Below are 15,362 nucleotides of genomic sequence, written 5' to 3'. Positions count from 1 at the left end.
ATATTCTAATTTGGCTTTTTTTCATTGTTCGATTGCCTTTTGTTTCAGGGGGTTGCTCGGGAAAATGATTAGACTTAGTCATTTTGCTTCTCCCCCATTAGTGTCGTGTTATTGGTAGTACTTTTAACATCTAAATCAGTAACCGTCGTAAAGCCTGACTTACTTGCAGCAATTTGCGCAGGTGTCTTGGGTGTTTTGAGACGATAGCGCCTATCCAGCATACTTAGCAATCCACCCAATGCCATAATAATAGCACCAAGCCATATCCAACGAATCAATGGCTTCACATAAATACGTACTGCCCATTTATTACTGTCTTCAGCTATAGGTTCGCCTAGTGCTACATACACATCACGCATTAGACTGTCATCAATCGCTGCTTCAGTCATCGGCATCATGCTAATAATGTAATTGCGTTTTTCAGGGTATAACGTGGTTACAGCACGGCCATCTTTACTCACTTCGACCTCAGCTTGGGTCGCATCATAGTTACTGCCTTTGACTTCACTGAAGCCCTTCACCGTAAAGTCATAGCCTTGGACATGGACACTATCATTTGGGCCCAGTGCCACATCACGCTCGATACTTAAGGTACTGGTAAAGGCAACGCCGATGACCGCTATAATCACACCGATGTGAGCCGTCTGCTGTCCCCAGTAGCTCAAACGAAGCTTAGCTAGGCCTTTCAATAAGCTTGGTGCATTTTTGGTTTTGTCTTTAAAATCAACCAGCATCCAGAACAGTACCCAAAAACTGACCGCTAATGTTACGCCAATATTAAGCATGGCAGACGGACTAACAAAGTAAGCAATAATCGCGGCCAATACCAAGCTACTCGCGGCGATTACCATACCAACGCCCAATAGCGGGCGACTGTCTTGTTTCCAGCGGATATTAGAACCCATGCCCATTGCTACCAATAGCAGCCAGGTCAAAGGCACAAACAGCGCATTAAAATACGGAGGGCCCACCGATACCTGACCCAGATTGAAGGCGTCAGCAATAATAGGATAGAGTGTACCGAGTAGTACGACTAACGTTGAAACCAAAATGATAACGTTATTAATCACCAAAAATGACTCACGGGAAATCAGCTGATACTGGCTCTCAATAGTCAAACGCCAGCCACGCAGCGCAAACATCAGCAAACCACCACCGACGATGATGCCAAGAATCACTAAAATAACCAGACCTCGGGTAGGATCAGCGGCAAACGAATGCACTGAGGTAATGACGCCTGAACGCACAAGGAATGTGCCCAGCAAACTAAGTGCAAAAGCAAAAATAGCGAGCATAATAGTCCATGCTTTAAAGACACCACGCTTTTCAGTAACTGCCAAGGAATGTAGCAATGCCAAACCAGCGAGCCACGGCATCAGTGATGCGTTCTCTACTGGATCCCAGAACCACCAACCGCCCCAACCGAGCTCGTAATACGCCCACCACGAACCCAGTGCGATACCAATGGTTAAGCAGCCCCAAGCAGCCAATGCCCATGGGCGCGACCAGCGTGTCCATACTGCATCCAAACGTCCTTCCCACAGCGCGGCCATACAAAAGGCAAAGGGTACGACCATACCGACATAGCCCATATACAGCATCGGTGGATGAAAAATCAAACCAAAATCTTGTAGAAGAGGGTTTAAGTCAGCACCATCAACAGGTAGGTTTGGTAAAGTGCGATTAAATGGTGACGAGGTAAAGATAAGCATCGTCAGCATCATTAACTGTACGCCTGCTAATATCACTAATACTCGCGCACGCATCGACAATGGCAAGCCGCGACTAAAGTAGGAGACCAGCGCACACCATGTGGCCATAATGGTCATCCATAGCAGTAGCGAGCCTTCGTGTCCGCCCCATGTCGCCGATAACTTATAATACCAAGGCAGCAAAGTATTCGAATGCTGCGATACGTACACAAGGCTAAAATCATTATAATAGAAGCCTGCCATCAACGCGCCAAACGAGGTAATCATGGCAGCAAACTGCGCCCATGCAAGACTCGGCGCCAAACGTTGCCAAGCAACATGGTCACGTATAACGCCAATAGTTGGTAACACTACCTGGAAAATCGCCAATATAAAGGCGGCCAGCAAGGCAAAATAACCCAATTCTGTGATTAACATACGGTCTAACCCTGTTTACTCTAATATGATTTAAGTTCACTGTAACGGTTGGATCTTGATTATTAGAAACTATTGAAATTTGCTGCTATCTCTAGCTCTAATTGATTTCGAAGTGTTTTAAAAAGCGTGCCGAAAATAATAGACAATCATAAATATACAATCATCTTTTGTTAGGTAAGAAGAATATTGAATTAGTCAACTGGATTTATCACAGCCTAATGCCATCTAAATAAGACCTAGACGATCACACCTGAAAGACAGGCGCAAATCCACCACCTGACGTACGGAAGTTGGTCACCTGACCTTGATACACACGCGCAGCAGGTAGCAACAGTTTTCCGCCATACGTATAAAGCCGTATGTCTACTTTTCTTGTTGTTACGACGTCATCAATTTTTAGTGAACGCTCTGTAGCAGGGATAAAAGTCTGCGCAATATAACTTTCATCCAGAATATTTTCGAAGACGCGTCGAGTCAGCTTGCTACCACGATAGACGCCTTTGCTTCCATGACCAGCAACTGGCTTAAAAAACAGTTGCCGCCGAGTAAGCCACAACTCTGCTGCATCGTCTCTTGATACAATCTTAGTCCTCGGTACAGACCTTTCGAGGTACCTCGCTGCAGCCTCATCCAGACCCCAAGAGCGCAATATTTGGGAGTCTGATAGCAATGTCAGGTTTTGCTTATTGGCCAACATAGCATGTACGCGGGGATTGGGTGTCACTACCACAGCACCCTCTAAATAAGCCTGCTTAAGCAATACATGGTCAGGGTCCTCAAATGCAAAGTCGACAAGCCGATTGTAAATCATATCGATTTTCTGGCCATGGGCTGTTAACGTACCGTCGATATACTCGAGTTCAGAGGGATCAAGTATCACAGTATCAATACCTCTAGCTTGGAGCAGTTGACAGGCTAACTCAAACTCTAAGAACATGAACTGACTCTCGGGGTCATTGTCCACAATGGCTATCCGATTGGGCATAGCAACAGCGGACTGTCGCTGCCATTCCTGTTTGAACATGTCAAACACTGCTTCCTCGAACCTATCTAGCATTTGATTGGTTGCAGCGCTTTGCTCTGAGGGGTTGCAACAGCGTTTTTGTGCGCGAGCGAGCAACACATTCAGAAATGCGCCACCGGCATTGGTATTGACCTCGATGAGCTGAGGTCCATCGCTACCCAAGTGAAAGTCATAACCCATGAGGGCCCCTATTGGGCCTGGGTCGAAAGCAGCTATTTCTGGTGCCCACGACAGCACTTTTTCTTGATAGGAAGGTAGTTCGGCAACTGACTCGATAGCACTGACGATTCGCTCCATCGCCTTTATCTCTGTTTTAGGAACGAACACTGGTGTTGCTGAAAAAAGCTTATTAAGCTCGTTCGCTCCTATAGGATTGTTTCTAGTTTCTGCTAATTGATCTTGAAGGCTAGTATTCAATACCTTACGATCTAAAGTACGGCAATAGCATTCTTGATTGAGTCTATTCGCAAGATTGTTATTTGTTTCGTTGTTATTGGTTGGGTGTTCCATTTAGATTCCATCGCTAAATAGAGTACTCACGCTGACGCACTCTAGTAAACAGTAAAAGATGTTTTTAGATTATTTAAGGTATTGCTAGCTACTTCCTGATATTTCATTTCCTGAGGCTAAATCATTATTTTGTTCATTTTTAATTAATATTTTTGCTAAAAGTAGACCCAGCTCAAATAATAGCCACATAGGAATCGCCAACAACAGCATTGATACACCATCAGGCGGTGTCACTACCGCAGCGATCCCAAAACAGCCGACAATGATATAACGACGCTTATCTTCTAGATTCTGAGTAGAAACGATTCCGGCCATTATCAGCAACAAGGTAACCACTGGAATCTCAAAAGTTAGTCCAAACACCATAAATAATTTGAGCGCAAAGCTCAGATAACTGTCAATATCGGTCATCGGTATGACGTTCTGTGGAGCGAAAAGTATAAAAAACTTCAACACACCTTTGAGTACGACAAAGTAAGAAAAAGCAACACCAGCATAAAATAGAAATATCGAAGATAGCAGTACAGGAATGGCAATTTTCTTCTCTTTTTTATATAAGCCGGAAGCTACAAATGACCAAATTTGATACAGAATATAAGGCATTGCTAAAAATGCGGCGACGAATATCGTTAAGCGAATGGGTGCCATAAAGTTTGACGTTATATCAGTGGCAATCATGGTCGAATTGATGGGTAGCTGTGCCACTAATGGGTCTGATAAAAGATTATAAAGTTCGCGTGAAAACCCTACCAATACTAAGAATATAATTAAGACGACCATGCATATTCTGATTAAGTGCGCGCGCAGCTCGATTAAGTGTTCAGTAATAGGCATATCACCAAGCGTACCTAACTTATCTCCAGACTCATTATTCTGTGTTGTATCTGTTGGCGCCTCAAGCTCTGTATCTGCTATTTTTTCTTGTCGACTTTTTTGCCATTTAAATAGGCTCACTGATCCGCCTCCTTTTTAATGAACGAGGAGGTAGTATTCTGTTGATGGTCTTTATCATAAGGGGTGATTGACTGATGTGAAGCGTCTAGGCTTTGGTTCTGTGACTGCTCAAACTTTTGCATACTGCCACGCATTTCTGCTAATTCGCGCTTCATATCCGACTCGGTCTGACGGATTTTCGCAAGTTCATTTTGCATTTGTTGACGTGTTTCAGCTAGATCAAGCTCAGCTTCTATTTCAGATTGTAGAGTGGATACTGTACGGCGCAGTTTGGCATACCATTGCCCAGCGGTACGTGCGGCTTGCGGCAGTTTTTCTGGGCCCAATACGATTAAAGCAATGACGCCAAACAAGAGTAATTCGGAAAACCCAATATCAAACATAACAGTCACATATATTAATAGACTACTTAGTGCCGCTATTTATAAGCGGCGCGCTTCATACTTTAGGCTGGTCATCAGTGGAAATAGGGCTGATTTCCATATCATCAGCCTGATTACCTACACGCGTATTTAAATCATTACTTGCAGCTGGCGTACTATTTTCATGGCTAAGCACATGATTTTTGCGAGCATTCTCGGGTTCTTCATCTTTGACCGCTTCTTTAAAACCCTTCACCGCACCGCCTAAATCTTTACCTGCATTTTTAAGCTTGGCAGTACCAAATACGACCACCACTACGACCAATAAAATCAGCCAATGTGTAATAGAAAAGCTGCCCATAACGGTATCCTTATATTTTGTGATCTTGTTTAGACCAGTATGTGTCAGTGTGCTTTAGAACACTTTTTACCGTACCAGAATTATAGTTTCAAACGGCGCAATCGCAGCGCGTTAGCAATCACCGAGAATGACGACAAGCTCATCGCTGCCGCTGCTATCATCGGACTGAGCAGAAGCCCAAATATGGGATAGAGCACACCTGCGGCAATAGGAACACCAAGTGCATTGTAGATAAAGGCAAAAAACAGATTCTGTCTGATATTGCGCATGGTGGCGCGGCTAAGCTTATAAGCTTTGGCAATGCCCATTAAATCACCTTTTAGCAGGGTAATGCCCGCACTCTCCATCGCCACATCGGTACCGGTTCCCATAGCGATACCAACATTAGCTTGCGCTAGCGCTGGTGCGTCGTTGATACCATCACCCGCCATAGCGACCAATTTACCGCTGTCTTGCATTTCTTTGACGATACGGTTTTTATCCTCTGGTGAGACATCCGCATGAACTTCATCAATACCTAGTTTATTGGCGACTGCCTGCGCGGTTTTTTCGTTGTCACCGGTTAGCATCACAACTTTTAGTCCCGAGTCGTGTAGTAACTTTATGGCTTCCTTGGTACTTGGTTTAATAGGGTCAGCAACTGAAATAATACCAGCAGCTTTACCATCTATAGCCACAAACATTACCGTTTCACCGTCCTTTCTACGGACGTCAGCTTTAGTAGATAAATCCTGATCGAAGCTGTCTAAACTCTCCATAAGCTTTGAGTTACCGATAGCGACTTGTTTGCTATTGACTATGGCTTGTACGCCTTCACCGGTGGTCGAATTAAAGTCAGTAGCTTTAGGAATAACGAGTGATCTATCTTGAGCGGCTCTGACAATAGCTTCTGCCAAAGGATGCTCGCTAGCGCTTTCTACTGCAGCTACCAGTGCAAGGAACTCGTCTTCATCTTGACCTGCTAACGCATCAATTGCAGTAAGCTCAGGCTTACCAGCGGTCAGAGTTCCAGTCTTGTCGACGACGATAGTATCGACCTTTTCCATAGTCTCCAACGCTTCGGCATTTTTGATAAGTACACCGTTTTGCGCGCCTTTACCGGTACCGACCATAATAGACATAGGTGTCGCCAGACCAAGGGCACAAGGACAGGCAATAATCAGTACCGCGATAGCGTTAACCAAAGCATAGGCCATAGCCGGCTCAGGGCCAAAGATTGCCCAGACAATAAAGGTTATGATAGAGCTGACAATAACAATAGGTACGAACCAACCCGCCACTTGATCTACCAAGCGCTGGATAGGCGCGCGGCTACGCTGAGCTTCGGCAACCATTTGTACAATTTTGGATAATACCGAATCTGCTCCAACATTGACCGCTTCGACCAATAGCGTTCCGGTGCCATTTACCGTACCACCAGTCACTGTATCTCCTGCTACTTTTGATACAGGGATTGGTTCACCCGTTACCATTGATTCATCAACATTACTATTACCATCGATCACTGTACCGTCTACGGGCAACTTCTCACCTGGTCTAACCCGTAACTTATCGCCACTGACAACCTCATCAAGCGAGACTTCGATCTCTTCTCCGTTTTCGTCAACACGTCTTGCAGTCGGTGGAGCTAGCTCAAGCAATGCTCGAATCGCACCTGAAGTTTGGCTTCTGGCTTTGAGCTCTAATACTTGACCCAACAATACTAAGGTTACAATGACAGCTGCTGCTTCATAGTAGACTCCGACTTGACCACTAGCGTCTCTAAAACTGTCTGGGAAAATATTGGGAAAAAAGGTCGCGACAATACTAAAAACATAAGCAGCGCCTACGCCTATCGCAATCAAAGTAAACATATTGAGATTGCGGCTTTTTATAGACTGCCAGCCACGAACGAAAAACGGGGCGGCCCCCCAAAGCACTACAGGTGTCGCAAGCACTAATTCAGCCCATTGTAAAACCTGTGAAGGTATACCATACTGACTAAAGTCAACTCCAAACATACCGCTCATAACATATATTAATAGCGGTATAGTGAGTACCGTGCAGATCCAAAAGCGCCGCGTCATATCATCAAGCTCTTCGGTGTCCTCTTCGCCAATAGTGACCGTTTCCGGCTCAAGTGCCATGCCGCATATTGGACAACCACTATTCTCAACATCCCTGACTTCTGGATGCATTGGACAGATATAAACCGTACCATTATAGTCGTCTGGTACTTTATCGTACTTACCCCCTTTGATAGATTTTACCGCGCCGCTATCATTACCCGCTCCATGACAATGCGCATGACTGTCTTCATTGTCGCTTGAGTTAGCAACTTCGTCTTTAGGCTGCAGAAACATGCCGCATATTGGGCAGTCACTCTTTTCAACATCTCTGACCTCAGGATGCATAGGGCAAATATAAATCGTACCGTTATAATCATCTGGTACTTTGTCGTACTTGCCGCCTTCGATAGGTTTTGCCTCAGTGCTATTATTATCATCCGCTCCATGACAATGCGCATGACTATCTTCATGGTTGTTGGATTCAGCAACCTCGTCTTCAGGTTTAAGAAACATGCCGCATATCGGACAATCGCTCTTTTCAGTATCTCTAACCTCAGGATGCATCGGGCAGATATAAACCGTACCACTATAATTTTCTGGTACTTTATCGTACTGACCACCTTTGATAGATTTTTCATCGGCAATATGTTTCATAAAACCACTCCTTGAAGACAATAAATATTTATAATAAGTACAACTCTTAAAGCACTATCATCAATCCTGGATTGCTATTCATCTAATCATTAATCTAAAAACCTCTAAAAAATAATTTCTATACTTTTCAATTGGAATTTAGTTTTTATCACGCAAATACTTGAGCAGTGCCATGATTGTTAGTACTAGTACTGCGAAAAATAGTAGGGTGAATAACAAACAGATAAGCATCATAACCCAGCCCATGCCATACATCATTGAGCCGTTCATCATGCCATGCATTGACCCATTCATTATGATTTCTCCTCAGTCTAAACTGTGATCACTCCAACTCTTCAATTAATTTTTACTCGAACCGAAGAGGTTTACTGACTGTTAATATATCAATATCTTTAGCGCACTTTGGCGAACCAACGGTATAATGGCACGAACAAGATGGCGAAATACCAACCGTAAAGATATGATTCTACAAGTCCAATTAGAAAACCTGTCCACGTCAACCACTCAAAGCCAGGTAGCAGAGGCGCCCAAGCTTCATGCATACTTATCTGTTCGGGTGCAAGTAAGCCAAAGCCTATGCATAACAGGTAACTAATGAGTAGAAACAACGATACACTGTTGCCAACAGGGGCAATCCTTAAAGTACTTGTTGTTAAGTTTGATTTGACCATCTTAGTAATCCTCACTATTGTATGATGTGGTTCAAGCTCAAGATAACCAATCGTATCTAACCATGCTAACTCTAAGGATTTGTATGAATTAAAGCTTTATCCTGTATTGATATTACTTTTTAACTCGTGCGGCGGCGGCAAGTTGACGCCATTGACCCCATTGAGGAATAAACATTGGCACTTGCTGTTTGTAAGCAAGGTAGTCTTTACCAAACTCTTCAAACATATGCCGTTCCTCACGTCGAGCTAACCATGTGTATACAAGCACAATCACTGGAAACAGACCGATTGAAAACAGAGTTGGCCAATGCACCACACCCTCACCGAACAGTGCAATAAACAACCCGGTGTACTGAGGATGACGTACGTAGGCATAGAGTCCATCAGTTACTAAACGATTTTCCCCTCGTGCTTTGTGGACTTGGCGCCAACCTTGAGCAAAAAGACCGACTCCTAAAAATGCAATAGCATAGCCGAGTAGCATTGAGATCATCATGCCTGTCTCACCTAAACCAACAAGGGTCGACCATAAGCTAGCGCTGACATATTGGCTGTCCAAACCAAAAAACCGTACTAATAAATATATAGTGAGCGGAAAGCCATACATTTCTGCGTAAAGTGCAATAATGAAAGCCTGAACTACACCAGCACCCGCCCATTCACGCCAGTTCTTTGGTGCGAAATAACGGTAAAAGAACCAAGAAATCAGAACAATAACAATTAGTGCGAGACCCCAAGTTCCAGCGTGATTAAATGACTCATTCATAGCTTACTTTCCCTGTTGTCTTTATGAATATCGTATTGCATGAAATCAATTCTTGAAGATAGTAAGCAGACGCTTAAATCTATGCAATTTTTAACCAAACAATTTTCTGTAAACTCTTTGATGTTACTGTCAATGATGGTCTGCAAGCGTATCTTTTTCGATAGCTTTTTTCCTCGCTGAAGATTTCAGGTAAACCTGCTCAGCCACAGCAATCACTACAATAGTGACGACTGCTACGCCAAGTACGAATGGATCTGAGTTTAGTTTAATCCAGACAAAACCGCCGAGAACCAACAGGTCAAGAAGTATGGCCACTATAGGCACCCACATCACCGCCTTTATATCCTGACGAAGGTATCGCAAAACACCCCAATGAATGGCGATATCCATAATTAGATAGAAAACAATGCCAAGCGCTGCAATTCGTGATAAGTCAAATAACGTCGTAAAAGCTAAACCCAACACCACAGTATAGACCAACGTATGTTTTTGAACGCTTCCCGGCATTCCCAAATGACGATGAGGCACCAGCTTCATCTCAGTCAACATAGCAAGCATACGAGAGACTGCGAAGATGCTAGCAAGGAGGCCGCCAGCGGTAGCTACCATTGCGATTGCAACTGTGAACCATAGACCATAGTCGCCAAGTGCTGGGCGTGCGGCGGCAGCCAAGGAGTAATCTTTAGTTTCGATGATTTCGGCAAGAGATAGATTACTAGACACCGCGAAACCGACTAGAGTGTAAATAACTACGCATATTGCGATTGATATTACAATGGCACGGCCGACGTTGCGATGAGGATTTTTTACTTCCGAGCCACTGTTGGTAATCGTGGTAAAGCCTTTAAATGCCAGTATGCCTAGCGCCGTTGCGCCAAGAAAGTCACCAACAGTATTAGTGTCACCTAATGTAGAAGAATCAACTGCAAAGCTATCAGCTAGCCAGATACCAACCAACCCGAATATAAGAATACCGACAATTTTTATAATACCGATAACCGATGCAACCCCCTGAATCCAACGATTACCAAGTAAATTGATAAAGAACGCAGCAAGAATAAGCGCGGCGCCAAGGATGGATACCATGCGACCGCTGTCATCGCCACCGAATAACTGCATAGTGTATGACCCGAACGTCCGGGCCAAAAAGCTCTGCGCTATAACCATGGAGAAATACATCAGCAGGGCATTAAATCCAGTCGGTAAACGATCTCCGTATGCCTGATGCAGGTACATTGCAACACCGCCAGCCGACGGGTAAGCGTTAGAGATTTTGATATAAGAATAGGCACTAAAAGAAACAACGATTGCGGCGGCTAGAAAAGCAAGTGGGAAAAGCGAACCCGTCATCTGAGCCATCTGACCGGTCAGAGCGAAAATACCAGCACCGATCATGACACCGGTACCTAGCATAACTGTTCCTGATAATGTCAAACTATCCTTCTGATAGCGAGTCGTTCTATCTTGTTTCATACTTATTCGACCTTAATCTATTTCTTCGTAGAACTTCAGTTTTACAGGTTATTTTTGAAGTAAGGAGTAGGTATAGTTAGAATTAAAAGACGCGATATAGTAAATAGTTTTTAAAGAAGAGCTTACTTATTGGTATCATAATATATTATTCCAACTCATCAATAAGTGCTTGCATCTCACCGATTTCACGCTTTTGTGCTTCGATAATGTCATCAGCAAGCTGACGTACACGTGGGTCTTCGATATCAGCACGCGAACTGGTCAAAATAGCAATCGAGTGATGCGGTATCATCGCCTGCATCCAATCCACTTGATCGACCGTTTGTTGTGATCTAACGCCCCATAAACCAAAGGCAAATAGCACGACACTAATCCCATAAACCATTAGATTGACCTTAGTCTTTTTATACATATTGGTCATAAAGGCGAGCATAATAATAGCCATCATAGCGCCCATATATAACGCCATATAAGCTCTGGTTTCGCTAAAATAAACGTGATCCCATTGATAAGTATTAAAATACATCATGATAAACATCACGACTGTCGATGTTAAAATCATGATTGTGAACTTTACATAAGGGTTCATTTGCTTCTGTTTATTATCCATATGGTTATTCATATTCTTGTCCTTAATTTAGTAAAAAGGCACCTAAATAAAGAGGTGCCTTTTTTTAGAGCTAGTGTTATAAACTGTTGTTACTTACATGGTTAACACTAGAACCAAAACATCACACCAGCAGTCAGACTATTAGAATCAACGTCTTCGTCCTCTTGACGACGTAAGTCTCGCGCATCACCCAAGGCGCTCTCGTAGCTGAAACCCACATAAGGCGCGAGCTGACGACTGAATGTCTCATAAGCCAGCCTAACTTCAGCGTCAAAATCATTGAACCCTTTAGCAATACCGTTATCAGTATCGTCTTTACTAAAGGCTGTCAGCCCTACTTCTGGTCTGACAACCCAACGCTGAGTCAAACGCCACTCATATGCCGTACCTAAGTCAAGACGTACTTGACCATCAGTATAGAGATAGGCTCTTGCATCTGTTTCAACAAAGTATGGTGCAGTACCTACGATACCCGCCATAAGGGCAGCCTTATCGTTTTTGGTATCATAAGCGACACCTGCTTCACCATTCCAAAAAATACTTAGCGGCTTCCAATAAGCCAGTGAGTTCAGACTATCAATTTTTTTATCGTCCTTAGTCTGAACACTACCTTCGCTGCGTACAGATAGGCGTCGCTCATCTTTTCCATACCAAGCATCCACCTCATAGTTAATCTGATTGTCATCAAACTGATAGCCCAACTGTCCTACAGAAACACCCCATAACGGTAAGCTATCCATCATCACAGGCTTACCAAAGCGACCATAGGGAACGCCGTTTGAATAGTCAGGACTGCGAGCATCAGCTGGAGCTTTACCACCTTGCGTACCTGACATGTCCATACTGCCATGATCCATGCCCGACATATCCATTTTGCTATGGTCCATGCCTGACATATCGCCCGACATATCCATGCCACTGTGATCCATATCCGACATATCGCCTGACATATCCATACCACTATGATCCATATCCGACATATCGCCTGACATATCCATGCCACTATGGTCCATATCTGACATATTGCCCGACATATCCATGCTGCTGTGATCCATATCTGACATATCCATACCAGACATGTCCATACTGCCATGATCCATGTTCGACATGTCCATACTACTATGGTCCATATCTGACATAGTCATGTCTTTTTTAACCGTGGACGGGTCAGCAGCATTAGCAAATGATGATGCTAATAATACCAATGATGATACCCCGGCGAACCGTAAACCTACTTTATGTATTTTCATCTCATCTCTCACCTATCAACCAAAGATTTGCTTAAACAACGGCAACTTCTCTAAACATCCCTGCTTCCATGTGATAGAGCAAGTGGCAATGCCATGCCCATCTGCCAGCTTCTCCGGTGACATCAAAGCTTATCTTTTGTGCAGGCTGTACCATTATCGTATGCTTACGTACTTGAAACTCACCTGAAGGCATCCGCAGATCGCTCCACATACCATGCAAATGCATGGGATGATTCATCATGGTGTCATTGACTAAGGTAATACGTACGCGCTCACCCGGCTTAATATTGACCGGTGCGGCATCTTTGAACATAACCCCGTCTAGAGCCCAAATATAGCGCTCCATGTTTCCCGTCAGATGTATTTCAATCTCTCTGGTGGGTTTGCGCTGCTCTGCCATTATCTCATCGCCGACAGAGCGCAACTGACTATAATTCAAAACCTTTCTATCAATGTTACGTAGATTAATACCAGGGTCATCAAGGTTCATACGCGGACTATCAACGCGCATATCGGACTTAAAGTCATATTCTGTTTTGGCATGTTTAGCGTTATAGCCATTCGATCCCATGGCGCCCATCATGTCGGCCATCGTCAGCCATTCGATTTTGTCCATAGCAGGTATCGCAGGACGAGCACCTTTTTTGGTAGCAAGCGTTGTCGCAACATAGCCTGACCGATCTATGTTTTGAGCAAATATGGTATGCGCGTCTTTAGTGGGCGTCACGATGACATCATAAGTCTCGGCCACCCCAATACGGAAATCATCGATATCGACGGGACTGACATCAATCCCATCCGTCGCGACGACTTTCATTTTTAGGCCGGGGATGCGTACATCAAATATCGTCTGCGCTGAACCATTAATAAAACGTAGTTTGACAGGCTGTCCAGCCTTGACAAGTTGCGTCCAGTTAGCCGCTGTGGTTTTGCCATTGATAAGGTAGGTAAATGTGTTTTCACCCGACAAGTCCGTAAAATCAGTGGGCATCATGCGCATCTGATTCCAACTTTTGCGCTTATCAAACGCGGTTTTCAGATCCGTTTCGGCAATATCGGACAATAGCTTTTTAAAGTCTGGCAGATGATAATTATCAAAGCCAGCACGCTGCTTAAGTAGTTTTAGCAGATTATGCGGATCGCGATGCGTCCAATCACTAAGCAGGATAACGTGATCTTCCTCGATAGGATAGCGTTCGCGCCCTTTCGGCTCAATGACGATGGCCCCGCGCATACCGGTTTGTTCTTGGAAGCCAGTATGCGAGTGATACCAATAAGTGCCTGACTGTATCAGTTTAAATTTGTACGTGAAGGTGCTACCCGCAGGAATACCATCAAAGCTGATACCCGGTACGCCATCCATCTCAAACGGCACTAAGAGGCCATGCCAGTGAATAGAGGTCGACTCATTCAGCTGATTATGGACTCGAATGGTGACCGTATCGCCTTCTTGCATCTTAAGCGTTGGCGCAGGCAGTGAGTCATTTATCAGCGTTGCCATGCTTGACTTGCCGTTGACCGTTATCATCTTCTCACTGACATAAAGATCAAATTCATTACCCGTTAGTATAGGTACAATGTGATCGGCTCTATCACTATTGACTACGACATTTTGGCTTTTAGTTAAAGCACTATTAGCCATCGTCGGTAGTGTGGATAGCATCGACGCGCCAAGTAGCGTAGATGACCCTGTCAAAAAACGCCTGCGGTTAAATCTGTTTTTATTCATAATATTGACCTAAGTTAATCCATGAAATGAGAGTTGAACTTATATATCTGATAACTTATTAATAGAACTACAGCTGCTGCTGAGGAGACTCAATAGCAGCATAGACTTCTGTGGTGCCGTCTTTATTAAGCTGCATTACCTTATAAGGCATGAATTTACCTTCATACTCCATACCGGGGCTACCAACCGGCATACTCGGTACGGCAAGTCCAATAGCTTGTGCAGGAGGATTTGCTAAGAATTCAGCCATGTGTTTAGCAGGGACATGCCCTTCAAAGACAAAACCGTCGGTGGTAACGGTGGTATGACAAGAGCGCATTTGCTGCGGGACACCGTAACGCTCTTTAAATAAAGATAAATCTGTAACGTCTTGCGCAGTTGCGCTTAGACCATGACCTTCGGCATAGCCTACCCATTCTTTACAGCAGCCGCAGTTGGCATCTTTATAAACCGTGGCTGAGACGTTTTTGAGTAATGATGACGAGCTGTTAACGGGAGCATTTGTAGGAGCAGAACTTTCATTTTGTACTTGTGCATTCTGGGTAGCAGACTGTTCAACCTTTACTGGTTGAGAATCAGAGCCACTGGTATTAGATTGGCTGCAAGCGGCTAGCGTTAACGAGAGTGACGATGTCACCACCAATAAAAGGACACGACCGGATAACCAGCTATGTCCATTAGAAAGCACATGTGTGTAATGTCTCATTAAATTACTCCTAAACGTCTATTATTATGCTCGATATTCTAAAAACTTACACCCTATATTTGAATTCTTATGTACTTAACTAAAAACATTAAATGCAGCACTGTTCAGTACTACA

Annotated in this window: 14 protein-coding genes; all 14 read right to left on the bottom strand. The window is 44.0% G+C overall.

All coding sequences use genetic code 11. The features are described from left to right. Window positions 1–74: 74 nt before the first annotated feature. Complete coding sequence (locus ACQKCG_RS06705; protein ID WP_101205928.1) at window positions 75–2,129, bottom strand: heme lyase CcmF/NrfE family subunit; 2,055 nt, start codon at window positions 2,127–2,129, stop codon at window positions 75–77. A 244-nt stretch (window positions 2,130–2,373) separates the two neighbouring features. Continuing rightward, window positions 2,374–3,663: a hypothetical protein gene (locus ACQKCG_RS06700; protein ID WP_101205929.1), complete on the bottom strand. Its 1,290-nt coding sequence runs from the start codon at window positions 3,661–3,663 to the stop codon at window positions 2,374–2,376. Window positions 3,664–3,747: 84 nt separating this feature from the next. Then, a complete protein-coding gene (gene tatC, locus ACQKCG_RS06695; protein ID WP_101205930.1) occupies window positions 3,748–4,617 on the bottom strand; it encodes a twin-arginine translocase subunit TatC in 870 nt (289 codons plus the stop codon). Continuing rightward, the gene (tatB, locus tag ACQKCG_RS06690; RefSeq protein ID WP_101205931.1) at window positions 4,614–5,000 is read right to left on the bottom strand and encodes a Sec-independent protein translocase protein TatB; all 387 of its coding nucleotides are present in this window, start codon (window positions 4,998–5,000) and stop codon (window positions 4,614–4,616) included. Before tatB ends, tatC begins: the two co-directional genes overlap by 4 nt. A gap of 55 nt (window positions 5,001–5,055) precedes the next feature. Next, complete coding sequence (gene tatA / locus ACQKCG_RS06685; RefSeq protein ID WP_011959992.1) at window positions 5,056–5,340, bottom strand: Sec-independent protein translocase subunit TatA; 285 nt, start codon at window positions 5,338–5,340, stop codon at window positions 5,056–5,058. An 80-nt stretch (window positions 5,341–5,420) separates the two neighbouring features. Continuing rightward, on the bottom strand, window positions 5,421–8,042 hold the full coding sequence (locus tag ACQKCG_RS06680) for a copper-transporting P-type ATPase (protein ID WP_101205932.1): 2,622 nt from the start codon (window positions 8,040–8,042) through the stop codon (window positions 5,421–5,423). Window positions 8,043–8,180: 138 nt separating this feature from the next. Further along, window positions 8,181–8,336 carry a hypothetical protein gene (locus ACQKCG_RS06675; protein WP_156770962.1) on the bottom strand — a complete coding sequence of 52 codons (156 nt, stop codon included), beginning with the start codon at window positions 8,334–8,336 and terminating at the stop codon, window positions 8,181–8,183. A 98-nt stretch (window positions 8,337–8,434) separates the two neighbouring features. After that, a complete protein-coding gene (locus ACQKCG_RS06670; RefSeq protein WP_101205933.1) occupies window positions 8,435–8,713 on the bottom strand; it encodes a DUF5676 family membrane protein in 279 nt (92 codons plus the stop codon). 112 nt (window positions 8,714–8,825) lie between these two features. Then, window positions 8,826–9,479: a methyltransferase family protein gene (locus tag ACQKCG_RS06665; RefSeq protein ID WP_068037334.1), complete on the bottom strand. Its 654-nt coding sequence runs from the start codon at window positions 9,477–9,479 to the stop codon at window positions 8,826–8,828. Between the two features lie 129 nt (window positions 9,480–9,608). Next, window positions 9,609–10,952: an APC family permease gene (locus ACQKCG_RS06660; protein WP_220455939.1), complete on the bottom strand. Its 1,344-nt coding sequence runs from the start codon at window positions 10,950–10,952 to the stop codon at window positions 9,609–9,611. Between the two features lie 145 nt (window positions 10,953–11,097). Continuing rightward, on the bottom strand, window positions 11,098–11,574 hold the full coding sequence (locus ACQKCG_RS06655; protein WP_037059145.1) for a DUF305 domain-containing protein: 477 nt from the start codon (window positions 11,572–11,574) through the stop codon (window positions 11,098–11,100). Window positions 11,575–11,669: 95 nt separating this feature from the next. Then, window positions 11,670–12,812: a copper resistance protein B gene (locus ACQKCG_RS06650; RefSeq protein ID WP_101205935.1), complete on the bottom strand. Its 1,143-nt coding sequence runs from the start codon at window positions 12,810–12,812 to the stop codon at window positions 11,670–11,672. A 31-nt stretch (window positions 12,813–12,843) separates the two neighbouring features. Further along, window positions 12,844–14,541, bottom strand: coding sequence for a copper resistance system multicopper oxidase (locus ACQKCG_RS06645; RefSeq protein WP_101205936.1), 1,698 nt, complete (start codon window positions 14,539–14,541; stop codon window positions 12,844–12,846). A 67-nt stretch (window positions 14,542–14,608) separates the two neighbouring features. After that, window positions 14,609–15,247 carry a DUF411 domain-containing protein gene (locus tag ACQKCG_RS06640; RefSeq protein ID WP_101205937.1) on the bottom strand — a complete coding sequence of 213 codons (639 nt, stop codon included), beginning with the start codon at window positions 15,245–15,247 and terminating at the stop codon, window positions 14,609–14,611. Between the last annotated feature and the right edge of the window lie 115 nt (window positions 15,248–15,362).

Source organism: Psychrobacter sp. NPDC078929 (genome assembly GCF_050267985.1).
Classification (GTDB): domain Bacteria; phylum Pseudomonadota; class Gammaproteobacteria; order Pseudomonadales; family Moraxellaceae; genus Psychrobacter.
The sequence above is the reverse complement of the archived record's forward strand: the minus strand, read 5'-3'. Positions and strand labels throughout refer to the sequence as shown.